This is a genomic window from Ruegeria sp. EL01 (assembly GCF_900313035.1).
GTDB lineage: Bacteria > Pseudomonadota > Alphaproteobacteria > Rhodobacterales > Rhodobacteraceae > Ruegeria.
The window spans coordinates 55,884-81,592 of the sequence record NZ_OMPS01000047.1 but is presented as its reverse complement, the minus strand read 5'-3'; the positions used below and the strand labels follow the sequence as shown (position 1 = coordinate 81,592).

At 57.4% G+C, this 25,709-nt stretch carries 24 protein-coding genes and 1 pseudogene; 5 read left to right on the top strand and 20 right to left on the bottom strand.

The window, feature by feature from the left end:
* Positions 1 to 5 precede the first annotated feature (5 nt).
* Positions 6 to 1,031: a proline racemase family protein gene (locus D9K61_RS24105; protein ID WP_120635764.1), complete on the top strand. Its 1,026-nt coding sequence runs from the start codon at positions 6 to 8 to the stop codon at positions 1,029 to 1,031.
* Between the two features lie 96 nt (positions 1,032 to 1,127).
* Entirely contained in the window at positions 1,128 to 1,808 is a 681-nt protein-coding gene (locus tag D9K61_RS24100) for a GntR family transcriptional regulator (protein ID WP_120635775.1), read from the top strand.
* Positions 1,809 to 1,927: 119 nt separating this feature from the next.
* On the opposite strand, the gene D9K61_RS24095 is transcribed toward D9K61_RS24100, so the two are convergent.
* The 7 genes and pseudogenes from D9K61_RS24095 to D9K61_RS27640 all read right to left on the bottom strand — a co-directional run.
* On the bottom strand, positions 1,928 to 3,148 hold the full coding sequence (locus D9K61_RS24095) for an aminopeptidase P family protein (protein WP_120635763.1): 1,221 nt from the start codon (positions 3,146 to 3,148) through the stop codon (positions 1,928 to 1,930).
* A 162-nt stretch (positions 3,149 to 3,310) separates the two neighbouring features.
* Positions 3,311 to 4,522 carry an ABC transporter permease gene (locus D9K61_RS24090; RefSeq protein ID WP_120635762.1) on the bottom strand — a complete coding sequence of 404 codons (1,212 nt, stop codon included), beginning with the start codon at positions 4,520 to 4,522 and terminating at the stop codon, positions 3,311 to 3,313.
* Positions 4,523 to 4,527: 5 nt separating this feature from the next.
* On the bottom strand, positions 4,528 to 5,802 hold the full coding sequence (locus D9K61_RS24085) for an ABC transporter permease (RefSeq protein ID WP_120635761.1): 1,275 nt from the start codon (positions 5,800 to 5,802) through the stop codon (positions 4,528 to 4,530).
* Between the two features lie 70 nt (positions 5,803 to 5,872).
* Positions 5,873 to 6,964 (bottom strand): extracellular solute-binding protein, encoded by a 1,092-nt coding sequence (locus D9K61_RS24080; RefSeq protein ID WP_120635760.1) that lies wholly within the window; start codon positions 6,962 to 6,964, stop codon positions 5,873 to 5,875.
* A gap of 102 nt (positions 6,965 to 7,066) precedes the next feature.
* Positions 7,067 to 8,167, bottom strand: a complete 1,101-nt coding sequence (locus tag D9K61_RS24075) for an ABC transporter ATP-binding protein (protein ID WP_120635759.1) — start codon at positions 8,165 to 8,167, stop codon at positions 7,067 to 7,069.
* 145 nt (positions 8,168 to 8,312) lie between these two features.
* Positions 8,313 to 8,537: a hypothetical protein gene (locus tag D9K61_RS24070; protein ID WP_120635758.1), complete on the bottom strand. Its 225-nt coding sequence runs from the start codon at positions 8,535 to 8,537 to the stop codon at positions 8,313 to 8,315.
* 309 nt (positions 8,538 to 8,846) lie between these two features.
* Positions 8,847 to 9,299, bottom strand: a pseudogene (locus tag D9K61_RS27640) (M24 family metallopeptidase); the annotation flags it as partial.
* A gap of 598 nt (positions 9,300 to 9,897) precedes the next feature.
* On the opposite strand from D9K61_RS27640, the gene argE reads away from it, so the two are divergent.
* Positions 9,898 to 11,055 (top strand): acetylornithine deacetylase, encoded by a 1,158-nt coding sequence (gene argE, locus D9K61_RS24055; protein WP_120635756.1) that lies wholly within the window; start codon positions 9,898 to 9,900, stop codon positions 11,053 to 11,055.
* 19 nt (positions 11,056 to 11,074) lie between these two features.
* On the opposite strand, the gene D9K61_RS24050 is transcribed toward argE, so the two are convergent.
* Genes D9K61_RS24050 through D9K61_RS24030 form a run of 5 tightly spaced genes read right to left on the bottom strand, consistent with a single transcriptional unit; the run spans position 11,075 to position 15,899 of the window.
* Positions 11,075 to 12,541, bottom strand: coding sequence for an aldehyde dehydrogenase (locus D9K61_RS24050; RefSeq protein ID WP_120635755.1), 1,467 nt, complete (start codon positions 12,539 to 12,541; stop codon positions 11,075 to 11,077).
* Positions 12,542 to 12,550: 9 nt separating this feature from the next.
* Positions 12,551 to 13,588, bottom strand: coding sequence for an LLM class flavin-dependent oxidoreductase (locus tag D9K61_RS24045; protein WP_120635754.1), 1,038 nt, complete (start codon positions 13,586 to 13,588; stop codon positions 12,551 to 12,553).
* A 1-nt stretch (position 13,589) separates the two neighbouring features.
* Positions 13,590 to 14,510 carry a flavin reductase gene (locus tag D9K61_RS24040; protein WP_120635753.1) on the bottom strand — a complete coding sequence of 307 codons (921 nt, stop codon included), beginning with the start codon at positions 14,508 to 14,510 and terminating at the stop codon, positions 13,590 to 13,592.
* Entirely contained in the window at positions 14,507 to 15,325 is an 819-nt protein-coding gene (locus tag D9K61_RS24035) for an alpha/beta fold hydrolase (RefSeq protein WP_120635752.1), read from the bottom strand. Before D9K61_RS24035 ends, D9K61_RS24040 begins: the two co-directional genes overlap by 4 nt.
* Positions 15,297 to 15,899 carry an amino acid synthesis family protein gene (locus D9K61_RS24030; protein ID WP_120635751.1) on the bottom strand — a complete coding sequence of 201 codons (603 nt, stop codon included), beginning with the start codon at positions 15,897 to 15,899 and terminating at the stop codon, positions 15,297 to 15,299. The genes D9K61_RS24035 and D9K61_RS24030 overlap by 29 nt, the downstream gene beginning before the upstream one ends.
* A gap of 105 nt (positions 15,900 to 16,004) precedes the next feature.
* On the opposite strand from D9K61_RS24030, the gene D9K61_RS24025 reads away from it, so the two are divergent.
* Positions 16,005 to 16,715 (top strand): GntR family transcriptional regulator, encoded by a 711-nt coding sequence (locus tag D9K61_RS24025; RefSeq protein WP_216825845.1) that lies wholly within the window; start codon positions 16,005 to 16,007, stop codon positions 16,713 to 16,715.
* Between the two features lie 66 nt (positions 16,716 to 16,781).
* Here the strand turns inward: D9K61_RS24025 and D9K61_RS24020 are convergent, their stop codons facing one another.
* The gene (locus tag D9K61_RS24020) at positions 16,782 to 17,513 is read right to left on the bottom strand and encodes a Crp/Fnr family transcriptional regulator (RefSeq protein WP_120635750.1); all 732 of its coding nucleotides are present in this window, start codon (positions 17,511 to 17,513) and stop codon (positions 16,782 to 16,784) included.
* 181 nt (positions 17,514 to 17,694) lie between these two features.
* Between D9K61_RS24020 and hemA the strand changes: the two genes are divergently transcribed.
* Entirely contained in the window at positions 17,695 to 18,918 is a 1,224-nt protein-coding gene (gene hemA / locus D9K61_RS24015; protein ID WP_120635749.1) for a 5-aminolevulinate synthase, read from the top strand.
* Positions 18,919 to 18,975: 57 nt separating this feature from the next.
* Here hemA and D9K61_RS24010 read toward each other — a convergent pair whose 3' ends face one another.
* From D9K61_RS24010 to D9K61_RS23980, 7 genes are all read right to left on the bottom strand, one after another.
* Entirely contained in the window at positions 18,976 to 19,263 is a 288-nt protein-coding gene (locus D9K61_RS24010) for a cytochrome C oxidase subunit IV family protein (protein WP_120635748.1), read from the bottom strand.
* Positions 19,264 to 19,268: 5 nt separating this feature from the next.
* A complete protein-coding gene (locus D9K61_RS24005) occupies positions 19,269 to 19,817 on the bottom strand; it encodes a cytochrome c oxidase subunit 3 (protein ID WP_120635747.1) in 549 nt (182 codons plus the stop codon).
* A complete protein-coding gene (locus D9K61_RS24000; protein WP_120635746.1) occupies positions 19,814 to 21,736 on the bottom strand; it encodes a nitric oxide reductase activation protein NorD in 1,923 nt (640 codons plus the stop codon). The genes D9K61_RS24005 and D9K61_RS24000 overlap by 4 nt, the downstream gene beginning before the upstream one ends.
* A gap of 9 nt (positions 21,737 to 21,745) precedes the next feature.
* Positions 21,746 to 22,555: a CbbQ/NirQ/NorQ/GpvN family protein gene (locus D9K61_RS23995; RefSeq protein WP_162947011.1), complete on the bottom strand. Its 810-nt coding sequence runs from the start codon at positions 22,553 to 22,555 to the stop codon at positions 21,746 to 21,748.
* A gap of 5 nt (positions 22,556 to 22,560) precedes the next feature.
* On the bottom strand, positions 22,561 to 23,928 hold the full coding sequence (locus D9K61_RS23990; RefSeq protein ID WP_120635744.1) for a cbb3-type cytochrome c oxidase subunit I: 1,368 nt from the start codon (positions 23,926 to 23,928) through the stop codon (positions 22,561 to 22,563).
* Positions 23,929 to 23,943: 15 nt separating this feature from the next.
* Complete coding sequence (locus tag D9K61_RS23985; RefSeq protein WP_120635743.1) at positions 23,944 to 24,393, bottom strand: cytochrome c; 450 nt, start codon at positions 24,391 to 24,393, stop codon at positions 23,944 to 23,946.
* 105 nt (positions 24,394 to 24,498) lie between these two features.
* Positions 24,499 to 25,695, bottom strand: a complete 1,197-nt coding sequence (locus D9K61_RS23980; RefSeq protein WP_120635742.1) for an NnrS family protein — start codon at positions 25,693 to 25,695, stop codon at positions 24,499 to 24,501.
* Positions 25,696 to 25,709 lie beyond the last annotated feature (14 nt).

The following is a 25,709-nucleotide window of genomic DNA, read 5'->3' as shown; positions in this document are numbered from 1 at the left end:
TTCACATGCGCAGTTGCAAGACCATTCATGTCATTTCAGCCCATGCCGAGGGTGAAGTTGGTGACGTCATTGTTGGCGGTGTCGCCCTTCCGCCCGGCGATTCGCTTTGGGATCAAAGGACTTTCATTGCGCAAGATGAGACGCTTCGGAACTTTGTACTGAACGAACCGCGCGGTGGTGTGTTCCGTCATGTGAACCTTCTGGTTCCACCCAAACATCCCAGCGCAGATGCCGCCTGGATCATCATGGAGCCCGAAGACACGCCGCCCATGTCCGGGTCAAATTCGATTTGTGTTTCGACTGTGTTGCTGGATGGCGGGATCATCCCGATGCAAGAACCGGAAACCCATCTGGTGCTCGAAGCGCCGGGTGGCCTGGTTCGCGTTCGGGCCGAATGCAAAAACGGTAAGGCCGAGCGCATCTTCGTGCAGAACATACCCAGCTTTGCCGATAAGATTTCGGTGCCCTTGGACGTTCCGGGGCTGGGATCTATCATTGTCGACACAGCCTATGGCGGCGACAGTTTCGTGGTCGTTGATGCGACGGCCCTTGGCTTTGAGATCGTTGAACACGAAGCACGTGATATCGCCCGGTTGGGTGTGGCGATTACCAACGCTGCCAACGAACAGATTGGGTTCTCGCATCCCGAAAACCCCGATTGGGATCATATCTCGTTCTGTGCTTTCTGCGGACCACTGACCCAAACAGATACCGGCTTGACCGGCAAATCTGCCGTCGCGATCCAGCCGGGAAAGGTCGACCGGTCACCCACGGGGACAGCCGTTTCCGCACGACTGGCGCTGATGCATGCCAAAGGCGAGATCAAAGCGGGGCAGTGTTTTGAGGCCGTTTCAATTATCGGCTCACGATTTACGGGACAGATCGTAGACATATCTCAAGTGGGCAACCGGCCCGCAGTTGTTCCCGAGATCAGCGGCCGTGGCTGGATCACCGGAATTCATCAGCACATGCTTGACCCGGAAGATCCTTGGCCCGGCGGCTATCGATTGTCGGATACCTGGGGGGTGTGACAGTGATGATTTGTGACCCCAGTGAATTGGCTGCGCCCCCTGCATTCGCCTTACATTGCAATGGTTGGCAAAACCACGGCGGGGCAGGGGGTTGAGATGTCTGGAAAACGCGTGATTGCCAAGCAAAGCCTTCCGGACGTTATTGCAAACGACCTGCGCGAGCGGATCCTGAGCGGCGAGCTTGCAGAAGGGGAAACCATCCGACAGGAAGCTCTGGCCGAGGAATATGACGTATCGCGCATGCCAATCCGAGAGGCGCTGAAACGTCTCAGCGCCGAAGGGCTGGTTCAATGGGCCAACAACCGGGGTGGATCTGTAACCAAGCACTCTCTGGAAGAAATTGGCGAAATTTTTGATCTGAGATGCCTGATCGAAGAGGATCTGTTTCGCCGTTCGATTCCAAATATGACATTAGAACACATCGCCAATTGCGAACGGGTTCTGGCAGAAATGGAGGCGTCATATGATGGCAATGACGTTGGAACATGGGGCGCTCTGAACCATCAATATCATTTGGCACTATACGCGGCCTCAGGCCGACGCCTGACCCGCGAAGTGCTGGATCGCATCAGCCTGCAATCGGACCGTTACGTGCGAATGCACCTCAGCGTGATGAAGCAGCGCGCTCCGGCCAAGAAAGAGCATCAAGAGCTTTTGGAACTGGCTAGATCAGGCCAGACCGATCAGGCCTGCCAGCTTTTGGTGCGTCACATCAAGCGCACGAAAGACCAGCTGCTGGAGATGATCGTATCAAGGCGGACGTCCGATCGACCCTAAACTTCGATCATTTGTCCCGATTGCTGTCTCGTCGCGGCTGATCCGTATGTTGGGGTCATTTTTCACGAACAGATACAGCGGACTGAATGGGGTGGGAGATCTTCCTCCCACCCGCCACCTCAGGCTCCGATGATATTGTGGCCCGGGCCATATGGGAAACCGGTGATGTTTTCAGCCCCGTCTTCTTCAACGACCAGAATATCATGTTCGCGGTAGCCACCCGCGCCGGGCTGACCTTCAGGGACCCACAACATTGGCTCGATCGAGACAACCATGCCCGGTTCAAGCTCCGTGTCGATGTCTTCTCGCAACTCCAGCCCGGCTTCCCGCCCGTAATAGTGGCTGAGGATGCCGAATGAATGACCGTACCCAAAGGAGCGGTATTGCAGCAGGCCTTCATCCGCGAAGAAACGGTTGATCTCGGCAGTGATGCCGGAACAGGTCGCACCCGGTTTGATCAGGCTCAGGCCCAGCTCATGCGCCGCCACGTTGGCTTTCCACAGGCGCAGGCTGTCTACATCCGGTTCGCCCAGAAACAGCGTGCGTTCCAGTGCCGTGTAGTAGCCCGAGATCATCGGGAAGGTGTTTAGCGACAGGATATCGCCCTTTTGCAGGGCGCGTTTTGTCACCGGGTTATGGGCGCCGTCGGTGTTCAGACCGGATTGGAACCACACCCAGGTGTCGCGATATTCGGCGTCGGGGTAGGCGCGGGCAATTTCCGCCTCCATCGCGTCACGGCCTGCCATCGCAATCTCAATCTCGGTTGCACCTTCGCGGATTGCCGCATGGATGGCCGCCCCGCCGACGTCAGCTGTCCGTGCACCGCCTTTGATCAACGCAATCTCTTCGGCGGATTTGATCATGCGTGCTGCCATTGTGTCCGGCGCAATATCGACCAGCTCAGGCGCGCCCAACATTGCCATCGCGGTGTCGCGGGCTGCGATCGTCATGTGGTCGCCTTCAATCCCGATGCGCTTGGCGCCACCGGTCAGGCCAGCAACCGCGCGCCAGTAGTTGTCGCGTTTCCAGTCGGTGTAGATGACATTGTCCTCGACCGAGCGTCGCCACGGCTGACCTGCATCGATATTGGCCGACACGGTGGTGCAGGCGTCTTGTGTCACCACGCAGCCATAGGGGCGACCGAACGAGCAATACAGAAAGCCCGAGTAATAGGCGATGTTTTGCATCGAGGTCAGCAGCACCGCGGGAATATCCCGGGCGGCCATGATCGACCGTAGCGCGGTCAATCGACGTGCATATTCGTCTTTGCTGAACGGGAGGGGGGCTTTGTCGCCATTGTGACAGGTGAAGAATTCGGGGCGGTTTGATGTATCACTCATCTTTTGGTCTCTCATCTATGCCGGGCGGCAATACCCGGCCACATGTCCCGGCGTTCAGGACAGGCGGCCTCGGGGTCCGAGAGCCGATCACCCCCGATGATGCCGCGACGCCATCGCGACTGGGGTGAACGGATGAATCGTTAGATCAGACAGGAAGCTCCGTCAAGCAGGCGAGAGGCCCCGCAAGCGTTCCGAACGTCGCCGCAGCAACTCGACGGTTGCCAACAGCCCGATGGACAGCACCACAAGGATCGTTGCGACCGCCAGAATGGTCGGGCTGATCTGTTCACGCAAGCCGGTGAACATCTGCCATGGCAGCGTTTTCTGGCTGGCCGATCCCACAAACAACACCACGACAACCTCATCAAACGAGGTGATGAAGGCGAACAACCCGCCCGAGATCACACCCGGCAGGATTAATGGCATCTGGATCGAAAAGAACGTGCGCACCGGACCGGCCCCCATATTGGCGGCCGCGCGCGTCAGGGACCTGTCAAAGCCGACCAGTGTGGCGGTTACGGTGATGATCACAAAAGGAATACCCAAAACGGCATGGGCAAGGATAACCTTCAGATAGCCCACAAAGTTCTTGTTCATACCCAGGGTACCTTCTAGGAACCGCCCGATGTCGCTGTAGAAGAAGAACATGCCCGTGGCTGAGATGATCAAGGGTACAATCATGGGCGAGATCAGAATGCCCATAATTGCGCGCCGGCCGGGCACATGGGATTGGCTGAGTCCGATCGCCGCCAATGTGCCAAGCGACACCGAAATGACGGTGGCGATGGGCGCAATGATCAGCGAGTTTTTGAAGCTGCGCTGCCATTCATTGTTGGTGAAGAAGTCACGGTAATGCTTCAGCGAATATCCTTCGGGGTCCAGGCGCAGCATCTCGGGCGTGAAGGTAAAGAAGTCCTGCGCGTTGAACGATAGCGGCAGCACCACAAGGATCGGAGTGATCAGGAAGACAAAGATCGCGCCGCAGATCACCCGGAACAGGTAGTGGTAAAAAACCTGTTTCGCCGTCAGGTACGGCAACAGTTTTTGGCGGTATCGTCCTTCGTACAGCCAATAGATAAACCATGCAAAGAACCAACCGCCCAGCAAGCCCAAAACGCCGCCCATCGGACCTGACAGTAGAAAACCTGCAATCCCAAAGCCCAGAATAGTGATCCAACGGGCCATCTGTTCGTTCTTGAGAACGTTGATAAAGACCCATGCTAAGCCTGTCATCAGAACAGCGCCGCCCAGAATGCCCAAGGGGATCGATCCGTTGCCAGCGCCGACAAACATGCCGGCAAAAGCACCGGCCAATGCCACAGCGGGCAGGACGACTGACATGGGTTTGCGGGATATCGGTGTAAGTGCTGCCATCTTGATTATCCCAACTTCACGTTATCGATGCCCACGATCTTATCGTAGACCCAGTAGAGCAGCAGTACGACCGCCAACAGAATCGTGCCCAAGGCGGCTGCCAATCCCCAGTTCAGCGAGGACGAGATGTGATAGGCGATCCGGTTCGAAATAAAGACACCCTTGGTGCCGCCAACGATCTCGGGCGTGATATAATAGCCAATCGCCAGAATGAAGACGAGGATCGACCCCGCGCCAATACCCGGAATGGACTGCGGAAAGTAGATGCGCCAGAACGTTGTCCAATTGGTTGCGCCCATCGATTTTGCAGCGCGCGTATAGGTGGGCGGGATGGTTTGCATCACCGAATACATTGGCAAGATCATGAACGGCAACAGGATGTGCGTCATGGCGATGATCGTGCCGATCTGGTTGTTGATGATGATCAGCCGGGCATCATCGGCGACAAGCCCAAGCCAGACCAGCGTCTCGTTGATCACACCTTGTTGTTGCAGCATGACTTTCCAAGCCGACGTTCGCACCAGCAAGGAAGTCCAGAATGGTAACAGGACAAGGATCATCAATAGGTTTGATACCCGCATCGGCAAGGTCGCCAAAAGATAACTCACCGGGTAGGCCAACAGGATACAGGATGCGGTAATCACCAGCGACATGAACAGAGTTCGGCCAAACAGCTTGATCAGAATCCGCTTGTCCTCAGGCTGTGATTGCGCGCCTTCAGGCGTGCGGCGCATGTCCACAGCGTTCAGGAAATACCCGTTGGTGACCGCGGGTGAGTGGGTCTTGATCACGCTCCATGTCTGCGGATCGCCCCAACCCTCGTGAATTTCGATTAACTGTTCTTTAAATGGGCCGTCGGTCTCTGGGTCCATCTTTTTTAGCTTCCGCCCAGATTTGCGGAATAACGAAGACATACCAGTTTCTTCATAATTCAGACGCGAACCCAGACGGGTATGTTCTTTGTTTTCAACCGCAACAACCATATCGCGCACAAAGGCGTCGTACACTGCTTCTTCCGGTAGTTCACCGCTCTGAGTATCCCAGCTTTGCAGCGCCTCAACGGTAAGCGGCAGAGTTTCGGCGACCATTCCGTTTTCGACCGACCGGAACAGCATTGATGCAATGGGTACAATGAAGGAAAACATCACAAACAACAGAAGCGGGGAAATGAGCAAAAGCGCCCGCAGCTTCTGTCGCCGCAATGAACGTGCCAGAGATTGCTTGAGCGGTGTTCCGTCCGCTGCCAGCATCGGCCCCGCGTTTTGGCTTGCGTCAGTCATCTGTGCCCCTTGACTCTGCTTGGGTCTGGGGGCGGCGGGCCGCCCCCGGCTGTTTCATGAAATCAAACGCTTATTGCGCGAGCCATGCCTGGAACTTGGCTTCGATATCGTCGCGGTAGTCGGCCCAGAACTCGTAGTTATACAGGAACGTGTTCTTGGCGTTTTCCGGATCGGTCGGCATGTGCGGTGCCATGTCGATGCCCAGTTCCGCGTGCTGACCCACCAGCGGAGCTGACGAGGCACGTGCCGGTCCGTACGAGATGTACTTGGCCTGATCTGCCAGACGCTGGGTGTCGGTTGCGAACATGATGTAGTCCAGTGCGCGTTGCTGACGCTCTTCGCTCAGACCGGCAGGAATGATCCAGCCGTCCAGATCAAAGATCTGCGCGTCCCACAGCATGGCGACAGGCTGGTTTTGCTCTTCGATCACGCTGAACAGGCGGCCATTATAGGTCGAACCCATGATGATTTCGCCATCGGCCAGAAGCTGTGGCGTATCCGCGCCGGCAGACCACCAGACAACATTGTCCTTGATGGTGCCAAGCTTGGCCAATGCCTGATCTTGACCTTCCGGAGTGGCCAGAACGTCGTAGACATCATCCTTGGCAACACCATCACAGATCAGAGCCCATTCCATGTTGTTGATCGCACGCTTTTCCAGCGAACGTTTGCCGGGATAAGCTTCCAGATCGAATACGGCGCAGACATCGGCTGGGGGGGTGTCACCGACCAGATCGGTACGATAGCCGAAAGTGGTCGAGTACACGATCTGCGGAATAAAGCAGTCGCTGACCAGCAGGTCACCAAAATCATCTGCGGCGGATGTGCCGTCAGGTGCCGGGGCCAGCATGGTGTCCGGGTCGATTTCCATCGCCAGACCTTCGTCGCACAGACGGATCGCGTCTGCAGCCACAACGTCAACCACATCCCAGGTGATGTTGCCCGCTTCGTTCATGGCGCGCAGCTTTGCCACCGCTTCGGCCGAGCTGTCGTCATTCAGGATGGTGACACCTGACTTTTCCGAATAGGGCTCGTGATAGGCCTTCAGCTGCGACTTGGAATAAGCGCCACCCCAGGACACGATGGTCATTTCTTCGGCAGACAGGCTGCCTGCAGCCGTCGCCAGCGCAGCAGCCGTCAGTAAGGTTTTTGTTGGTTTCATGTGTTACTCCCAGTTTATCCCGTCTTGTATTTGTTCGGCCAATGCACGGGTTTTCATCAGCCGGTCCCTCAGCTTGGCTCCGCTTGTGTCGCGCAGCTTGGTCTATGCGTCCAGCGCACGACAATCTTGAGCCAGCCAGCCAATCTCGATCTCCTGACCGGGGGCCAGCCGGACGGCGTCCGGCGCGTTCCGTGTTTTGACAATGAATTCATCATTGCCAGCCACCGACATGCGGAACCGGAACACATCGCCCATATAAATGAACTCTTTAACCGTTGCCTTCAGGGTATGCGCATCGGCGTGCAGGCGGTCCTTGTTGAACTCGACCCGTTCCGGCCGGATCGAAACCTTGGTCCGCTCGCCCGCCTTGTGGACGTTGATTGGAACGGCATCAATTTCTGACCCGTCATCAAGCTGAACCAGGCAGGTGTCGCCATCGATGGATTTCACGACACCTTCCAAAGTGTTGTTCTCACCGATGAACTGCGCCACGAAACTGTTTTCCGGTTCTTCATACAACTGATCGGGCGGCGCCAATTGCTGAATGCGCCCATCGTCAAACACGGCCACGCGGTCAGACATTGTCAGCGCTTCGGTCTGGTCATGGGTCACATAAACAGTGGTAATCCCCAGCTCGTGTGCCAGCCGGGTGATTTCGAACTGCATGTGTTCGCGCAATTGCTTGTCCAGCGCGCCCAAGGGCTCGTCCATCAGAACAAGCTCAGGCTCGAACACCAGCGCGCGTGACAGCGCGATCCTTTGTTGTTGCCCCCCGGACAATTGCGCGGGTCGACGACCGCCGAACTCGCCCATCTGCACCATATCCAGCGCGCGTTTGACCTTTGCCTCACGGTCGGACTTGCCCATTTTGCGGACTTCCAACGGGAATGAGAGGTTTTCGGCCACAGTCATATGCGGGAACAAGGCGTAGTTCTGAAAAACCATGCCAATTCCACGCTTATGCGGCGGGATGTTGTTGATGGGGCGACCATCAAGAAGGATTTCACCATGGGTGGCGGTTTCAAACCCGGCCAACATCATCAGACAAGTTGTCTTGCCCGATCCTGACGGCCCGAGCATTGTCAGAAACTCACCTTTTGGCAAAGCCAGATTAAGGTCCTTAACGACGAGAATTTCGCCGTCATAAGACTTTTGAACGCGTTGAAATTCGACAAACGCGGCGTCGTTCGATGTTTCGGTCACAAGACCCCCTGTTTCGTCAAATGATTATCCGAATGCACCGGATTTCATTGATCAGTGATATCAATTAAGACCAAGCCGAACATGTAATGCAACAATGAATGCTGTTTTTGCCATTTGAGATATCGAATTGATAACTCAATCGGCGTTATTCAGCGTCTTCATATGCCATGCCAGACTTTGATTGCTGGAAAGAACCGGCTTTCCAATCCTGGCGCGAATCTCTGGGATGACTGACAATGGACTGGCCCGAGATGCGAACAACCTTCGCTTCCTCGGCTTCTCCAAACGTGCCGAAGACATCCGCGCTTGTGCCATTCTGGGCAAATGCACGACGCAGCGGTACGTTGACTTCTTCAATATAGGGCGACAAAAGGGCAAACTTTGAAACGCCGAGGCTTTCGGCGCAGGCTGCGGCGGCCCGCAGCGGGTTTGTTATCTCGACCGTATCGCAGGTTTGCTTGACCAGTTACGCGACGCGATCAGACCCGATGACCGAACTGGCGGATGTGCACCCATAACCGACAACGCGGTAAGGACGGGCACTGGGCAGCAGCCCGGCGACTGCAGGCAGGGCGGTCTCCATTTCAGCCAGAATATCTGTGGTCACTTCGATGCCGCTTGGAATACGGCTGACATGAATCGGGTACGCCCGGTCAGAAAAATAGGCGCTGAACTCGGATTCTAGAGCCAGCACCATACCCGGTGCCAACACTGTATGATCCGTCGGAATAAGCGACGGCCACTCGGACAAAGACACGCCCAAACCGTGCCCCAAACGCCCGGCATCCGTGCCTTCGGCATCTGCTGTAGGCACCGTGTTCATGGCGTGAAACAGGTCTGCCGCTGTTGCCCCGGGCCGATGGACCAGTTGCGGTCGTAATCACAGAAGTATCCGTCCCAGACAAGACCGGCGTTCAGCATCAAAACATCGCCATCGGTCAAGGGTGTTGCGCGCGCGGGTGAGATTACATTCGTGTAACCGCCGGGTTCCGCACCACCGGCCAGATAGGGTCCCCAATCAGCCTTCTTCTTCGAGGCAGAGCATTTGAAACCTGCGAAAAACCTCGTCCAGCGCCACCCCAACCCCGGCGATGTCGGGCACGCGCGCAAAAGCACGGTAAAATATCGCACATCCATTTTGGTGGTCAGCAGAAGGACCGAAAGGCCCGATGCATTCATCAGGTCCTGCGGGTGTGCTCTGCGCCCTTCGAGTTCGACCTGATCAAAACCTCTCATTCGGCGATCTCGTACAGAAAGCACAAAATGCGTGAACCGGCGTCAATGCCCAAGGCTGCCCTGTCGTCGCTGTTCAGCACCGCAGCAATTCCGACCCCGCCTGCAAGGCCGCCGACGCCTGCCTGCAATAAAATATGTGTCGGGGACGTTCGTCCTTGACCCACAAGCGCGCGACAGGTGCCAAGCCTTCGGCGTCGATCAACGGTGTCTCTTTTGCTGCGGGACATCGCGACAGTAAATTCGCCACGCGCGCCGCGTTTGTCGAAAGAAAGGCGCGGGTGGGATCAGCTTCTGTCCCCCCCCGGTGTGGGTTGTTGATTGGCCGCATGCCCCCTCCAAATACTCGACCTATTGACGTGGGCCGATTGGTGCAGTTGTGTCAACTGGAGTTGTCCTGCAACGGAACTGTCGATGTCGCACACTGACCACGCCAGCACGCAGTCGATAAACGTCTGCTGCCTCGCCTTGTCGCGCAACATGTTTGCGAACCCGTAATGCTGGATCGCTCAGTCGATATATTGCAGGATTTGATCGCCTTCCCAACGGTTTCGGCAGAGTCGAACCTTCAGATGATCGACTATCTGTCAGAACGGCTGAAGGCGCGGGGCGCGCGGTGCACCGTGACACTTGATGATAGCGGCACCAAAGCCAATCTGTTTGCCACGCTCGGGCCGGATCTGCCCGGCGGCATCATGCTGTCGGGCCATACCGATGTCGTGCCTGTGGCCGATCAGGACTGGACCAGCGATCCCTTCGACATGACGGAACGGGACGGCCAGATCTATGGCCGTGGCACCTGCGACATGAAAGGGTTCATCGCTGCGTCCATTGCACTGGCTGAACAGATTGATGCCGGGGCGCTTAGCCAGCCACTGCATTTTGCGTTCACCTATGATGAAGAGACAGGCTGCTTGGGCGCGCAAAACCTGATCGCGGATCTGTCAGAAAAGGGAATTGACCCTGATATTGCGATCATCGGTGAACCCACCGAGATGCGGGTTATTGAGGGCCACAAAGGATGTTACGAATACACCACGCGGTTCACTGGTCTTGAAGGGCACGGATCGGCGCCGGATGCTGGGGTGAATGCGGCCGAATATGCCGCGCGCTATGTGGCCAAATTGCTGGAACTGCGCGAGGCATTGAAATCAAGGGCGCCCGAAAGCAGCAAGTTCGACCCGCCGTGGAGCACCATCAACATCGGGCGCATCTCAGGCGGTGTGGCCCATAATGTGATTGTCGGAAAGGCCGAGGTCGATTGGGAAATGCGCCCGGTTCAACTGACCGACGCGGAATTTGTCAAAGGCAAGGTAGCCGACTACGTCGACGGAACGCTGAAACCCGGGATGAAAGCCGTTCATCCGCTGGCCGAGATTGAACTTGAAATCATAGCCGAGGTTACCGGGCTTGAGCCTATGGCGCAGAATGCTGCGCGGGATTTGGTGATTAAACTGACGGGTGCAAACGGAACTGACCTTGTGGCTTTTGGGACCGAGGCCGGTTTGTTCCAGCAACTGGGCACACATGCTGTTGTATGCGGTCCCGGCTCCATCAATCAGGCACATAAACCAGATGAGTACCTTGAGCTGGAACAGTTAGACTTGTGTTGCCGCATGTTGAAAAAGCTGGGTGCACATCTGACGAATGCATGAGGCGCCCCAGCGGTGCCGGTTAGCGCATAACAAACGGATCTGGGATTGGATCATCGCTGGTGCGCAACCAGACCGCTTTGACTTTGGTATAATCCAACGCGGATTGAAGGCCGCCTTCGCGCCCATACCCTGACAAACCGTGCCCGCCAAACGGCGCAATCGGGCTGACCGCCCGGTAGGTGTTGACCCACACGATCCCGGCACGAAGGCCGCGCATCATACGGTGCGCCCTAGTCAGGTCTTTGGTGAACACGCCGGAGGCAAGTCCGAATTTGGTGTCATTGGCCAATTGCAGCGCTTCGGCCTCGCTGTCAAAGCTGAGAACGGACAGCACTGGTCCAAAGAATTCATTCGTCAGACACGGCGCGTTTGGCGCTTCCGAGCAATCAATGACTGTCGGGGGAAAGTAATTTCCGTCGCGATCCAGAGGTGCCCCACCAGTGATCACTTTGGCCCCTGCGGCATCAGACGCCGCAATCAAGTCAACGGCTGTCCGAATCTGGCCTTCTGTACAAAGGGGGCCGACCTCGGTTGCCATATCATCGGGGCTGCCAATCACGACGCTTTCGGCCTTTTCGGTCAGGCGAGTCAGGAACGCATCCTTGATTTTGTTGGATATGATCAATCGCGACCCCGCCACGCAGCTTTGGCCGCTGGCGGCAAAAATGCCCGAGATCTGCGCGTTGACCGCACTTTCGATATCGGCGTCTTCGAATACGATAAACGGTGATTTCCCGCCCAATTCCAACGAAGTCGAGGCAAGATTTTCAGCGGAATTGCGCACCACATGGCGCGCAGTGTCCGGCCCACCAGTGAAGGCAACATGATCGACCTTGGGATGGCTGGTCAGCACCGCGCCGCATTCGGGCCCAAAACCGGTGATCACATTCAACACACCAGCAGGAAACCCCGCCTGATCAAAGATGCGGGCAAATTCAAGCATCGGGGCAGGGCCGTCCTCGGACGCTTTCAAAACCACCGTGCACCCCGCAGCCAGAGCGGGCGCGATTTTGACGGCGGACAGGAACAGTTGCGAATTCCACGGCACCACGGCTGCCACAATGCCCACAGGCTCGCGTCGCAACCAGACCTCCATATCCGGTTTGTCGATGGGCAGATGTGCACCTTCGATCTTGTCGGCAAGCCCGGCATAGTATCGGTAGTACTCGGCAACATAGGCAATCTGGGCCGACGTCTCGCGGATGATCTTGCCAGTGTCGCGAGTCTCCAGCTGCGCCAAAATCTGCGCGTTTTCAGCGACCAGATCGGCAAGACGGTACAAAAGCTTACCTCGGGCCGTGGCCGTCATCCCCGCCCATTCAGGTGCCAAGAATGCTGCTTCGGCGGCGTCCACCGCAGCGTTCACATCTGCGCTCTTCGCCTCGGGCATCATCGCCCAAACCGACCCCGTCGCCGGATCACGGCTTTCAAATCGCGCAGACCCGTCCGAGAACCCGCCGCCGATATATTGCTGAAACTGCTGCATGTTTTCTCCTCAGGCGAAGGCTGGCATGACGTCTTTGATGAACCGTTCCAGCGATGCTTTTTTGCGCTCAAAACTCATGCCGCTGTCGATCCAGAACGAATACTCATCATAGCCTAGATCCTCATAGGCTTTGATGCGCGTGATCGCGTCCTCGGGCGTTGCAATAACATTGTCGCGTATCATTGCTTCGGGTGAATAGAACGGGTGAGCGGCGATTTCATCGTCCGTCAGAGTTTTGATCAACCCCTGAGACACGGGTCGCTCGTTTTTGAACCACGCGCCGAAATAGCAATAGAAGCGGTTGATCTCTTCCGCCGCCAGCCTGACATCTTCCGCGTCCGAAGCTATATAGGTGTGGTTCAACAACATGATCTTGGGGCGCGGCACATCGGGGTATTTCGCACAGGCTGCATTGAACGTCTCCATCAACCGGGTGATCTCTTCATCGCCCTGCCAAAGGGGGGTGACCTGAACGTGGCACCCGTTTTCTACCGCAAATTCATGCGTGTTGGGATCGCGCGCGGCAACCCATATTGGCGGCCCGCCATCCTGCACAGGTTTGGGCGAAGACGTTGCGGTCGGGAACGCGTGAAACTCGCCATCTTGCGCATAGTCGCCTTCCCACAACCTCTGCAACGCGGGAATAATTTCGCGCATGCGCTGGCCGGCCTCCCATGCGTCCATGCCCGGCATCATGCGCTGGTATTCATAGTTGTAGGCGCCGCGCGCAATGCCCAGATCCAGTCGGCCATCGACGATCATATCGGCCATTGCGGCCTCACCCGCCAACCGTATCGGGTGCCAGAACGGGGCGACGATCGTACCAGTTCCCAGCCTTACGTTTTTTGTCTGCCGTGCCAGATCGACCAGATTAAGGAACGGGTTCGGCGAAATGGTGAAATCCATCCCATGATGTTCACCGGTCCAGACCGCATGCATGCCGCCTTCATCGGCCATTTTGGCAAGCGCTAGAAAGTCGTCATACAGCTGACGTTGATCCTGATCCGGCGAGATACGTTCCATATGAACAAACAAGGAAAACTGCATTTCAAATACCCTTAGTCGCAACTGGGCGAACTTCGCCCGCATTCTGATTGCCATAGTAGATGCCGAAATTGCCAAGTTCGGCTTCTTCGGCCAGACGTTCCAGCATGGTCAGGATGGCAGGATCCGTCACATCGTGAAAAGACGACGCGTCAAGTGGCACAAATGCGCCCGTTTTCGGCGTGCCCTGTTCAGCCTGACACAGGAACGAGATGTGCTGAATTTTGCGACCGATATCTTCAAACACGGAATAGACAAATCCTGGCTGCGCCGTCAGGCCGGTGTTTTCGATCAATTGCTTCAGTGCGGCTGTGGCCCCCAGCTTGGTTGCGACCATTTCCGGCAACCCAAGCCCTCCGGCGCCATCATCGACCAGCAATATCGCTCCGTTCCGCTCGATCAGGGCGGACACGACCAGATTGGTGTTTTGCGAAAGCGCCTCTGCTGCGGTTGAAGGTGTCACATACGCCCCTTGTGCATATCCAAGCCCTGGTGCCGATGTGCTGTCAAAGGCTTTGACGGCACCGATCAGGATCACGTGATCGCCCGCATCCACGGTCTGATGTAAGGTGCAATCAAACCAAGCGGACACGCCGTCCAGGATCGGTGAACCTTGCGGCCCATGGCGCCAGTCAATCTCTGCAAACCTATCTTCGACAGGCTGCGCGAACGTATTCGAAATGTCGATCTGGGTTTCGGACAACACGTTGACGGCAAACCCTTCGGACTGCACCAGGGCGTCATAGTTGCGCGAACTATTGGCAAGGCAGACCAGCACCAATGGCGGGTCCAGCGAAACAGAGGTGAACGAGTTTGCCGTAAACCCAAGCGGTTGACCGGATTCGTCCTGCGAGGTCACAATTGTGACGCCGGTCATGAAAGTTCCAAAAGCATTGCGCAATGCGCGCGTATCAATCGGGGTCATTGCAACTTCCTTTGCAGATTGGGCTGGCTATGGTCGAGCCAGCCCAAAAGATGCGCCGTCACAGCCTCAGGTGCGGTCAGGTTTACCATATGGCGATGCCCCTTGATGACCACAGCGCGACCATTTTCCACGGCGTCGGCCATGGCGTTGGCCATCTCGGGGGTCGAGTTCGGATCACCGTCGCCTGTTATCGCCAGCAGGTGGCATTTTATCGTCGCCATTCTGTCTGCATAGGTTGCGTCGCCGCGCGCAAAGGCGGCATAGGCTGTGGCGTAGCCATCCTGATCGACGGACCCGAGCCATTCCGCGACCCTAGCTCGTGCCGCCGCCTCTGAGGGTTGGTCGCCAAACCATCGCGCAAGAGGGGTTTCAAGATCAAACCGGCCTGCAGTGATATCTGCGGCTCGCGCGATCACAGCCTCACTGGCGGCAGCATCCCTGCGGTGGACGCCATTCAGTAAGGCGACATGGGACGTCAAATCTGGGTGGTCAACTGCAAACCCCAATGCGATCAACGCCCCCATGGAATGCCCCGCGACGGCGACGGGACCAAGGTCCAAGGTCTGTACAACATCATGCAGCCACGCGACGAAATCGGGCAATTGGCTGCCCTTCGGCAAGGGCGCGCTGCCCCCATGTCCCGGCATATCAACGGCGATCACGCGACAGGTTTGGCTCAGTGAGGCGATCTGCGGTTCCCAGGCGATTGATTGCATTCCTACACCATGCAGCAGGACCACGGGCGAACCTGCGCCGTGATCTCTGAACGTCACGTGGTTTCCAGACTCAGACAGCTGCCGGGTTGTCAACGTCATGGCCCAATTCCTTGAGGTCCTGATATCGATCACCGATCCTGTGATGCGGGCGACCACCGATCGAGGCCCCAAGCGCAATCAGGATCTCATCTGCTGCCGGCGCGTCCGCGACCGAAGTCTGGATCGTGAGGTAGTGGGATCGCCTCCCACCATCGTTTTTATCCATCAACGGGATCATTAACGGCGCATTGGCCGGACCGCGCGTGTTGCAGAACGACAGATAAGACTTGGCCCCGACTGCGTTCCGGTAGTGGTTGCCAAAGTGCAAAGTGTGGATCAGGGCCGAGGCATGTTCGACTTCACCGTTCAATCCAACAATTGCGGATTTACCATAGGCTTCGACACTGTCGCCGTTGCCAGCGGCGTCCAAAATCATTTCGGTCAGCATCTGCCCCAATCCCGGAGCGCATTCGCGGATCTCGGGGGACAGGTCTTCGACAAATCCTGCATCGGCCCATGGGTTACGAATGACAGCCATTGCTGCAATCAGCTTCAGCGGTTTTTCAGCCACCTTGCCGCCTTCGATCAGCGTGTTTTCTTCATACAGAAGCGTTTTGCGAACCTCAGCGGGCATTTTGTGTTCCTTCGGTGGTGTGATTCGATTGCTAATATGGTATACCATACTATGATAGGTCAATCTTACTTGTCCCCAGAACCCAACGCGGATACGAAATCCCTGATGAAATCTTCAGACGCCCCCTTGCAAAAAATCGACAAAGCCCCGCAAACCTTGCGTGATATTGTGCAAGACAGATTGCGTGAAGCGATCGTTGATGGACGTTTCGCCCCCGGTCAGCGACTTGTCGAGCGACCGCTGTGTGATCAGCTTGGCGTCAGTCGGACGGTGATCCGCGAGACAATTCGTTTTCTGGAAGCCGAAGGCCTGGTGGAAATCCTTCCCAATCGTGGTCCTGTTGTTTCGACCCTGGATTGGGCTCAGGCCAGGCAGATCTACGATGTGCGCTTGCTGCTTGAAGGCGCTGCAGCAGCGGCCTGTGCGCAACGGCATGGGCCGGATTTTGGGCCCGAACTCAGCCGCGCCCTGACCGTCTTGAAGACGGCAATGGGCGACACCGAATGGGCCAATCTGTTGCAGGCCACGACCCGGTTTTACGAGCTTATTTTCCAAGAGGCGGAACATAGCGTAGCCTGGGAAATCGTACAGCGCCTCAACGGTCGGATCAGTCGCCTACGCGCCTTGACGCTTTCGACCCGCAGTCGCGATGGCAAGGGGCTGACACAACTGACGGCAATCCACGATGCAATCCTCAGTCGCGATCCGGATGCCGCCCGTCACGCCGTTGAGAGCCACATCACTGACGCAGCAACTGCCGCGCAAGGTTTCCTGAAGGACGCGACAGACGGTTTGGGGAAAGACCTGCAGCTTTGAAACCCTTATGGGCCCCAGCGGCGCGAGTGCAGTGAACGCGGGAGGGCATACGAAGATCCTATAAGATCAGTTCCCGCCGCGCGGAACGGTAGCGATGCCTCCCAGGCTGCCTCTCTGATGATCGCTTTCGGCGTAGTCCCGCAGTGTTTCGATGTTGGCAATCTCTGCATGGTTTCGGTTGATCTTCACACCAACGGATTTCAACCGCGAGAACGCGCGGCTCAGGCTCTCTGGTTTCATGCCCAGACGTCCGGCAATCAGCAGTTTGTCATATGGCAGCTCAACGTCACAATCCCCGGTGTCACTGTCGCACAGGTTCAACAGAAACTCGGCCACCCTTTGTGCGCCGGTCTGCGCCTTCAGTTGTTCAAGCTGAGATACCAGAGAATGCAAATGGGTAAATGTGGCCGCCAGAATAGAAACGCCGATTTCCGCGTCCTCGCGCATCAACGACAGCAGAACCGGGCTGGGCAGATGCATGACTTCGCATGCGGACACAGCTTCGGCAGACACAGGGTAGGGGACATTGCGCAATGCAACGGCCTCACCAAAGCTTTCACCACGGGTAAAGACGCTGACCACAGCCTCGGCACCGGATGGTGACATGCGGAACAATTTGACCCACCCCGCCAGCACGACATGAATGGCCTTGGCCTCTTCTTCCTGAAGAAAGATCGTCTCACCCCGGTCATATTCCCGCCAGATCGCATGGCTCAGCAACGTGTCGATATGGTGTTCCGGTAAGCTTTTGAGCAAAAGCGACTGTCGAGCGATCGCTTTTTGTGCTTCATACGCCACGAAGGGTCCCCCTTTTCCCTGGTCGGTGGTCTGACCGGTACATCCCTCCTCCGCAGGCTATCTGAAACCGGTATCCGGCGCACCCGTCTTTTTCCGTTGCCCGAACTTGACAATTGTCATGTCGCCGGAGGCGCTGCGGGCCTAGTCTCGTAAAAAGCCAGTATTCCCGGGAGCAAGCGAGATGGACTACGAGCGATTTTTCAGCAACAGCCTCGATGATCTGAGGGACGAAGGAAACTACCGCGTTTTCATCGACCTGCAACGGCGCTGCGGGTCTTTCCCAAACGCGCGGCAGACCGATGGTTCCACGCAGCGTGATGTGCGGATCTGGTGTTCGAATGATTACTTGGGCATGGGGCAGCATCCTGCGGTCATTGGCGCAATGCACGACGCGCTGGACCGTTGTGGCGCGGGTGCAGGCGGCACACGCAACATTTCCGGAACGACACATGATCACGTCCTGTTGGAAGCCGAGCTTGCGGATCTGCACGGTAAAGAAGCTGCACTGCTGTTTACCTCGGGCTATGTATCGAACTGGGCTGCGCTGGGAACGCTGGCGGCCAAAATCCCCGGTTTGATCGTGTTCTCGGATGCTCTGAACCACGCGTCGATGATCGAAGGCATTCGCCATTCGCGCGCGCAGAAGGTGATCTGGGCGCATAACGATCTGGAAGATCTCGAGGAAAAACTGGCGGCAGCCGACCCCGATGCGCCCAAGATGATCGTATTTGAATCGGTCTATTCGATGGATGGCGACATCGCCCCCATCAAAGAGATCTGTGATCTGGCCGATAAATACGGTGCCATGACATATCTGGATGAGGTCCATGCCGTTGGACTTTATGGTCCGCGCGGCGGCGGTATCGCCGAACGCGAAGGCCTGATGGATCGTCTGACAGTGATCGAAGGCACACTGGGCAAGGCGTTTGGCGTCGTCGGCGGCTATATTGCGGCATCGGCGACATTGTGTGATTTCGTGCGTAGCTTTGCCAGCGGGTTTATCTTCACCACGGCTTTGCCTCCTTCGATTGCGGCAGGTGCCGCGGCTTCGATCCAGCATCTGAAACGGTCAAATTGTGAACGCGACCTGCAAAAGGCCCGCGTGGCACAGGTTCGCGCCCGGTTGGATACAGAAGGCATTCCGCATCTGCCCAATCCCAGCCACATCATTCCGGTGATGGTTGGCGATCCGGTTAAGTGCAAATTCATCTCGGACACGCTGTTGGAGGAATTCGGCATCTACATCCAGCCGATCAACTACCCGACCGTTCCAAAGGGCACCGAACGTCTGCGGATCACGCCTTCTCCGGTTCATACGGATGAAGATATCGACCATCTGGTCGGTGCTTTGTCGGTTCTTTGGCAGCGGTGTCAGATCGCAAGGATGCCGATGGCGGCACAATAATCAAATGCGCCCCTCGCTTGAAAAATTGTCACCGCACGGAGGTCGCTTTTTCTTCGATCAAATCAGATAGAGGGCGAAGATCAATATCGAAAATCCGGTCAGAACGATAGTGAACCCACGCAACCAGGCCGGGCTTTGGCTAAGGTCGAGGTAGCGCGCGAGGATCACGCGCGCTTTGATCAAAGCAAGTAACAGAATACCCCCTGCTGCAATCTCTGGCATTACGGGCGCCTTTGTTAGCAGAGCTGTGACAAAACTCAGCGTCAATAGAGTGAACCAGGTGCAAGTGAGGGGGTTAGGGTGCCTCCGGCGGGAGTATTTTTGAAAAGATGAAGCTGTGGGCATCGCTCTTATCCCAACAGGTAGATCACGGGAAACAACATGATCCAGACCAGATCGACCATGTGCCAGAATTGCGCGCCCGCCTCGATGTTGCGGGGATCATCTCGCCATGCCACCAACAACAGGATACCAACACCTGCCAGCACGTGGGCGGCGTGAAACCCCGTCAGCAGATAGTAGAACATGAAAAACGGGTGGGTCTCGAAGGTGATGCCCTGCGCCGCTTTGCCTGCGTATTCCGTGCCCTTGATGATCAGGAACACGATACCCAGCGCGGACGCGCCTATCAGGGCCAAGCGCGCTGCACGGCGCTGGGCGGCAAGACGCCAGTGAAGCGCCTGCGCTGCAAGGTATCCGGATGTAACCAGAACCGCCGTGTTCAGGGCGGCACCGGTGCGATACAGATGTGACTGCGCCTCGGCAAAGCCAACCGGGTCGGTCAGGCGGACGCTCATGAAGGCGACAAGTCCAGCGCCAAATACCAGCAGTTCCGAGATGATGAGCACCCACATCAGCAACTCGCCCGGCAGCTCGTCGATGAGGGATGCGTCGCTCATGCGCCGACCAGTTGGCGGTAGATTTGCGGCAGGGCCATCGTCAGGCGCTGGGGGTCGGGGATGACGGCGAACCCGCCTTGCCCGAACATGCGTGGGAACCAGCTTTTGCCGGTTTTGTCGATGGTCACGCCAAACACGGATTGTCGGGCGCGACGCGCTTCACGCACGGCCATACAGGTGTCCTCGATACCGTGGCGACCCTCGTAGTGGTCCAGATCGTTGGGTTTGCCGTCGGTGATCACCAGCAAAAGGCGGCGTCTGCGGGATTGTTCGGCCAGATCAGCCGAGCAATGGCGGATCGCTGCGCCAAGACGTGTGTAGTGACCGGGCCGTAGCGATGCGATGCGCTGTTCAATGATCGGGCCCATCGGTTCGTCAAAGCGTTTGCAGCGCTGGACGTAGACGCGCTGACGTTTCAGCGAACTGAAGGCGTGGATGGCGAAGTCGTCGCCGCAGGCGTTCAGGCCCCAGGCCAGCGCTGCCAACGCCTCGCGTTCAATGTCAATCACCGCGCGGCCTGTGACGGCGCTTTCTGTGGAGCGGCTGACATCCAGCAAGATCGATACCGCCAGATCGCGGGCTTCGGGGCGGGATTGCATCCAAATGCGCTCGTTTCCTTCACCGCTGGTTTGTCGATCCACGGCACTACGCACGGCAGTTTCGATGTCCAACTGATCGCCGTCCAGATGGCCTCGGGTCATTACACGGCCTGGGCGAAGAGCTTCGAACTGGCGTTTCACGGCGCGGATGCGGCGGGCGGTGGCGGGGTCTTTGCCGAATTCGGCGGCATCCTCGCGGATATCAGCATCTGACAGCAGAACGTTGACGTGATCAGGCAGATACCGCCCGGTGCGCACGTCCCATTCGGGATAGAGAATACGGCCAGACAAGCGCTCGCGATTCACATCCTCGGGTGCCAGATCGAGGTGCAGCTTCAGCTTGGTGGGCGGCGCTTTGGAGATTTGCCCAAGGCCGATCTCTTCCTGATCGTCGGCTGCCTTTTTGGCATTGTCGGGATCATCGTCATCAATGCGGCGGTTGATGTTCAGGAACTCGGCCCAGCTGAGGATAGCTTCAAACTTGTGCAGGATGAAACTGTCGCTGCGCGAGGCCTGATCGGATTTGCGGCGGCGGGCGCGGTGAGTTTTCTCGCCGGATTCCTCGGGAGGGCCGTCGGTGTCAGGATTTTCAACTTCGTTATGTTCGGAAAACCCAACAGCACGCAGGTCGGGCCACAAAGGGACCGGGCGGAAATGCTGGTACCCGCGCGGCGCGGTTAGATCGTCGTCCAGCGTCAATAGCTGCGCGCCTTTCGCAGACAGGGATTGAGGATCTCCCAGCATGTGGCGGATCAGATCTTCAACAGCGGCCTCGGCGGATGGCAGGTTCGGGATATCGCGCTGGTGCAGCACACCTTTGCAAAGCTCTGTATAAAGCGGGCGCAGGCCGGGGGCATCTTCCAGCGTGGCCTCGACCATTGCTTGTGCAGATGTCAAAGCGTGTAGATCGGCGCGCAGGGGGTCTTCTTCAGCTATTCGAGTTCCTGCGTGGGCAGCGACAGCTGCGAGCCAGACATACAATGCGCCATTGGCCTCACGTGCTGGAAAAACAGCCAGACTGTCGGGCAGGCGCAATACTTCGCCATCAAACGAGGCGCGTGGCATCATTTCGACCTCGGTCCCTAGCTGCCGTCGCCAGCTCAGCCGGTGACGCGAAACCTCGGGCGAGACCGGGCGCAATTCAACGCCCGGACTACCGCCAAGCCCTCGGAAGAGGACTGCCAGCCGCCCCGCGACCTCAGAAAGGTCGACCGCGGCTCCAACATGCACCTCAGGTGCATCGAGGCGGCTGGCAAGGGTGTGCCATAGTTTCCCGATCGTTTCTTCGGGTTCCCATGGCTCAAAATCGATCTTAACCATCAGTTGGCCTCACCCAAAGACAGCCGTGACAAGATCGAGGAGCCCGCGTTTGATGTCCTCGTCATCGGTCAGAGGTTCGATCATGGCGGCAAGAATGGCGCGGTCGGTGGACATACCCTGTGCGATTAGCGTGGCGGCATAGACGACCAGACGGGTGGAAACGCCTTCCTCAAGATCCTGACCTTTGAGGCCCCGCAGCTTTCCCGCCAGCCGAACCAACGGTTTGCAACGTTCCAGAGCCAGCCCGCTTTCCTGTGCGACAACTTCTGCCTCCATTTCGGGTGATGGGAAGTCGAATTCCAGCGAAATGAACCGCTGCCGGGTCGAGGGTTTCAGGGTTTTCAGGATATTCTGGTAACCGGGGTTGTACGAGGCCACCAACATAAAGCCGGGCGTGGCCTCAAGTTCTTCGCCGGTGCGGTCGATCGGCAGGATACGCCGGTCGTCGGTCAGCGGGTGCAAAACAACGGTGACGTCCTTGCGGGCCTCGACCACCTCATCGAGATAGCAAATCGCGCCTTCGCGCACCGCGCGGGTTAAGGGGCCATCGACCCAGACTGTTTCTCCGCCTTTCAGCAGATAGCGACCGATCAGGTCGGCAGCAGCAAGGTCGTCGTGGCAGGCCACTGTGTAAAGCGGCCGTCCAAGGCTTGCGGCCATATGCGCGACAAAGCGGGTCTTGCCGCAACCTGTCGGCCCCTTCAGCAGGACTGGCAAGTTGTTGGTATAGGCGGCGGCGAACACGTCGCATTCGTCGTCCTGAGCCAGGTAGAAGGGGGCGTCAGCCGCCCCCGTTCCCAGTTGTAAAGAACCGTCCATTTCCATCACTCCGCAGGGGTTTCGGCTGCACCCGGTTCAATGACCTCTCTCCGAGGCACCCAGATGGCGTACATGAACAACAGCGCACCAATGACCACGACCAGACCAGAGCCAAAGCGCATCCAGTAGAAGATCGCGATCTGATCCTGCACGTCCATGAAGTAATCACCGACCACCCGCTGCATATGCGTTTGAACGGTCCCACCGAATGTCAGCACGAAGGTCATGAAGACCATGCCGCTGGTCATCAGCCAGAACGATCCCATGTTCAGCACCTGATTATACGGATCCCGGTTTTTCAGGATCGGCATTGCATAGCTGAAGATCGCCAGATTGAGGCAGACATAGGCACCGTAGAAGGCCAGGTGACCGTGCGCTGCGGTGATCTGTGTGCCGTGGGTGTAATAGTTCACACCGTGCAGCGTATGCAGGAAGCCCCAGACGCCGGCTCCGAAGAAAGCCAATGTGGCACAGCCCAGCGACCACAACAGTGCGGCCTTGTTGGGATGGTCCCGGCGGCCCTTCCAGACCATGACGAAGGCAAAGGCCATCATCGCGAAGAACGGGATCACTTCGAGGCTTGAGAAGATCGATCCGATCCACTGCCAATACCCAGGTGTACCGATCCAGTAATAATGGTGGCCTGTGCCAAGAATGCCCGAGAACAGCGCGGCAGCCACGATGACATAAAGCCATTTCTCGACGATCTCGCGGTCCACACCTGTCAGCTTCAGCATCAGGTAGGCCAGGATCGAGGCCATGATCAGTTCCCACACACCTTCGACCCATAGGTGGACTACATACCACCAGTATTGCTTGTCCAAGGACAGGTTGCCCGGATTGTAGAAGGCAAACAGGAACAGCAGCGCCAGACCCCACAGACCCAACAACAGGATGTTGGTGATCGCGGTCTTCTTGCCCTTCAGAACTGTCATCGACACGTTGTACAGAAAGATCAGTGCGGCCACGACGATACCGGCCTTGACCCATTTGGGCTGCTCAAGGAACTCGCGCCCCTCTTTGCCCAGCAACCAATTTCCTTCGAACAGGTTGAAGGTATAGGTCAGCACCACGCCCAGCGTTCCAACCACAAGAATCAGCAGCTGTAGATAGGCCAGCTTTGTCGAGTGAATCTCACGCTCGGCCTCTTCCGGGATCAGGAAATAGGCCGCGCCAAAGAAGCCCAGGATCAGCCAGACGATCAGCGCGTTTGTGTGTAGCATCCGCACAATGTTGAACGGCAGCAGCTCGCTTAAGAAATTGGGGGATACATAGATCCAGCCTGCCAGCAGACCGCCCAGCACCTGGATCACGAATAGGCCCATCGCCACGGCGAAATAGGCATAGGCCACTTTTTGCGATTCATATTTCATTGTCTCGTTCCCTTCTCAGCCGGCGTCGTTCGGCGGCCAGTCCTGAGCGTCGATATTGTCCGTCCAGATCAGAAAGTTGGTCAGGTCGCGAATTTCTTCGTCGCTGAGGTTGAATTGCGGCATCTGCCGGCGACCGGGAATTTCGGTCGGCTGCGCCTCCATCCAGCCTTTCAAGGCTTCAAAGGCCGATTCCGGGTCGTCCAAAACGTCCCAACGTGTCATCACGTTGCCGACCTCGGGGGCAAAGTAAGCCCCTTCACCCAGAATCGTGTGGCAGTTGATGCAGGCGCGTTTTTCCCAGACATGCTTGCCGCGGATGACGCTGTCATCCAGTTTCGCCGCGTTCTCGGAATTGACGATATACAGATGGGAATGGGCCGATAGGGCCACAAAAATTAGAATGAAGAACAGTGACCCGCCATAGAAAATATTGCGAGCCATGCTCTTTGTCATGACTTCTCGCATCGCGCTCTCCTTTGCGCCGATTAGCTATTAGAAGCACAATGGCGACGGGGTGGCGTGACCGCCTTAACGAAAGTCAAGACAGGTCGCAGGAAACCAATTGTCCGGTCAGGACTGCGAGGCCAAGCGCGATCCGGTCAGTGCCGGCCACATGGCAATCAGGTACAGCGTGATGGCCGCAATCCACAGCCCGTCTGCCATCAACATTGCGGTCAGGTAGCCATTATCCAACCCCGATCCAACCCACCTGAGCACAGCCGCGGCAGCCATCAGCCCATATGCTGCGGCCATCGGCGGCGGCGCGACCAAAGATCGACCCGTATGACCCAGCGCGGCGCGGCTCATCATGGCCAGGGTCATGCCGCCAACGCAGCCAATGCCAAGAACATGCAACGCAGCGACTTCATTGCCATAGCCTAATACTGCCAGCCCCCACAGCACCAACCCCAGCGCCAACATGCCAAGACCCAGATGCAGAGCGATCAGAATCGGCTGACTCAGGGCCCAACCCACTCGCCAACGCGCCATTCGCACCGCTTGAACCGTTCCCAGCGTTACAGCCAGCACGCCGGTAAGACCGGCTGTACCGACCATCAGAGCGCTCAGTGGCAGGACCAAGGCCAGCACCATTGCGGGCTTGTTCAGACGTGCCATTGATACCGGCCAGCTTGCTTCGGGTTCACCAGCCCGCTTCATCGCGTTGCGGGTAAATGCGGGTGTGATCCGACCGCCCAGAATTGCGATCATGGCGCAAAGCGTCAGCAACCCGGCGCGCAGGCCGGTCTGTAGCGTCTCATCCGTTGCACCGATCCATTCCAGATGGGTCATCAGATTGGCGAGCCATATGAAGGTGAGAAAAGCCAGAAACACCAAGTTCTGCGGTTTTGGTCGGCGGATCAGCTGGCTGGCGATTTTGGCAGCGAGAACCGGCACAAATGCCAAATCGATAACAGCCACCGCCGCCGGTGGCAAAGACGCCGAAAACCACATCGCAAGCCGCCCCGCGAACCAAAGCGCAGCGGCCAGAGTGATAAAGCCCACGCGCGCCTCGGGGCTGCCGGTCCAATTAGGGACGGCGGTTAGAAAGAACCCACCCAACGCAGCGGCGGCATATCCAAAAATCATCTCGTGGGCGTGCCACATCGGTGGGGTCATTGCAAAAGGCGCCGCCTCGAAGGGCACCGTGCCCGTCTGCATTGCCAACCACAGACCCCAGGCACATCCGGCAAACAAACCGTAAAGCCCGGCAGACAAGAAAAAAATGCGAAAGCCTTCTGAGAAAAGGCGTGAGATTGCCGCTGGCATATCCGCTCTCCCTG

What these genes read in the sequence shown, in the direction of transcription:
- D9K61_RS24050 (WP_120635755.1), bottom strand. Translation starts at nt 12,541, where the DNA reads ATGCAGCAGTTTCAGCAATATATCGGCGGCGGGTTCTCGGACGGGTCT.
- D9K61_RS24085 (WP_120635761.1), bottom strand. Translation starts at nt 5,802, where the DNA reads ATGACTGACGCAAGCCAAAACGCGGGGCCGATGCTGGCAGCGGACGGA.
- D9K61_RS24005 (WP_120635747.1), bottom strand. Translation starts at nt 19,817, where the DNA reads ATGAGCGACGCATCCCTCATCGACGAGCTGCCGGGCGAGTTGCTGATG.
- D9K61_RS24025 (WP_216825845.1), top strand. Translation starts at nt 16,005, where the DNA reads ATGAAATCTTCAGACGCCCCCTTGCAAAAAATCGACAAAGCCCCGCAA.
- D9K61_RS24095 (WP_120635763.1), bottom strand. Translation starts at nt 3,148, where the DNA reads ATGAGTGATACATCAAACCGCCCCGAATTCTTCACCTGTCACAATGGC.
- D9K61_RS24105 (WP_120635764.1), top strand. Translation starts at nt 6, where the DNA reads ATGCGCAGTTGCAAGACCATTCATGTCATTTCAGCCCATGCCGAGGGT.
- D9K61_RS23995 (WP_162947011.1), bottom strand. Translation starts at nt 22,555, where the DNA reads ATGGACGGTTCTTTACAACTGGGAACGGGGGCGGCTGACGCCCCCTTC.
- D9K61_RS24045 (WP_120635754.1), bottom strand. Translation starts at nt 13,588, where the DNA reads ATGCAGTTTTCCTTGTTTGTTCATATGGAACGTATCTCGCCGGATCAG.
- D9K61_RS24040 (WP_120635753.1), bottom strand. Translation starts at nt 14,510, where the DNA reads ATGACCCCGATTGATACGCGCGCATTGCGCAATGCTTTTGGAACTTTC.
- D9K61_RS23985 (WP_120635743.1), bottom strand. Translation starts at nt 24,393, where the DNA reads ATGCGAGAAGTCATGACAAAGAGCATGGCTCGCAATATTTTCTATGGC.
- D9K61_RS24010 (WP_120635748.1), bottom strand. Translation starts at nt 19,263, where the DNA reads ATGCCCACAGCTTCATCTTTTCAAAAATACTCCCGCCGGAGGCACCCT.
- D9K61_RS24035 (WP_120635752.1), bottom strand. Translation starts at nt 15,325, where the DNA reads ATGACGTTGACAACCCGGCAGCTGTCTGAGTCTGGAAACCACGTGACG.
- hemA (WP_120635749.1), top strand. Translation starts at nt 17,695, where the DNA reads ATGGACTACGAGCGATTTTTCAGCAACAGCCTCGATGATCTGAGGGAC.
- argE (WP_120635756.1), top strand. Translation starts at nt 9,898, where the DNA reads ATGCTGGATCGCTCAGTCGATATATTGCAGGATTTGATCGCCTTCCCA.
- D9K61_RS24000 (WP_120635746.1), bottom strand. Translation starts at nt 21,736, where the DNA reads ATGGTTAAGATCGATTTTGAGCCATGGGAACCCGAAGAAACGATCGGG.
- D9K61_RS24100 (WP_120635775.1), top strand. Translation starts at nt 1,128, where the DNA reads ATGTCTGGAAAACGCGTGATTGCCAAGCAAAGCCTTCCGGACGTTATT.
- D9K61_RS23980 (WP_120635742.1), bottom strand. Translation starts at nt 25,695, where the DNA reads ATGCCAGCGGCAATCTCACGCCTTTTCTCAGAAGGCTTTCGCATTTTT.
- D9K61_RS24030 (WP_120635751.1), bottom strand. Translation starts at nt 15,899, where the DNA reads ATGCCCGCTGAGGTTCGCAAAACGCTTCTGTATGAAGAAAACACGCTG.
- D9K61_RS23990 (WP_120635744.1), bottom strand. Translation starts at nt 23,928, where the DNA reads ATGAAATATGAATCGCAAAAAGTGGCCTATGCCTATTTCGCCGTGGCG.
- D9K61_RS24090 (WP_120635762.1), bottom strand. Translation starts at nt 4,522, where the DNA reads ATGGCAGCACTTACACCGATATCCCGCAAACCCATGTCAGTCGTCCTG.
- D9K61_RS24080 (WP_120635760.1), bottom strand. Translation starts at nt 6,964, where the DNA reads ATGAAACCAACAAAAACCTTACTGACGGCTGCTGCGCTGGCGACGGCT.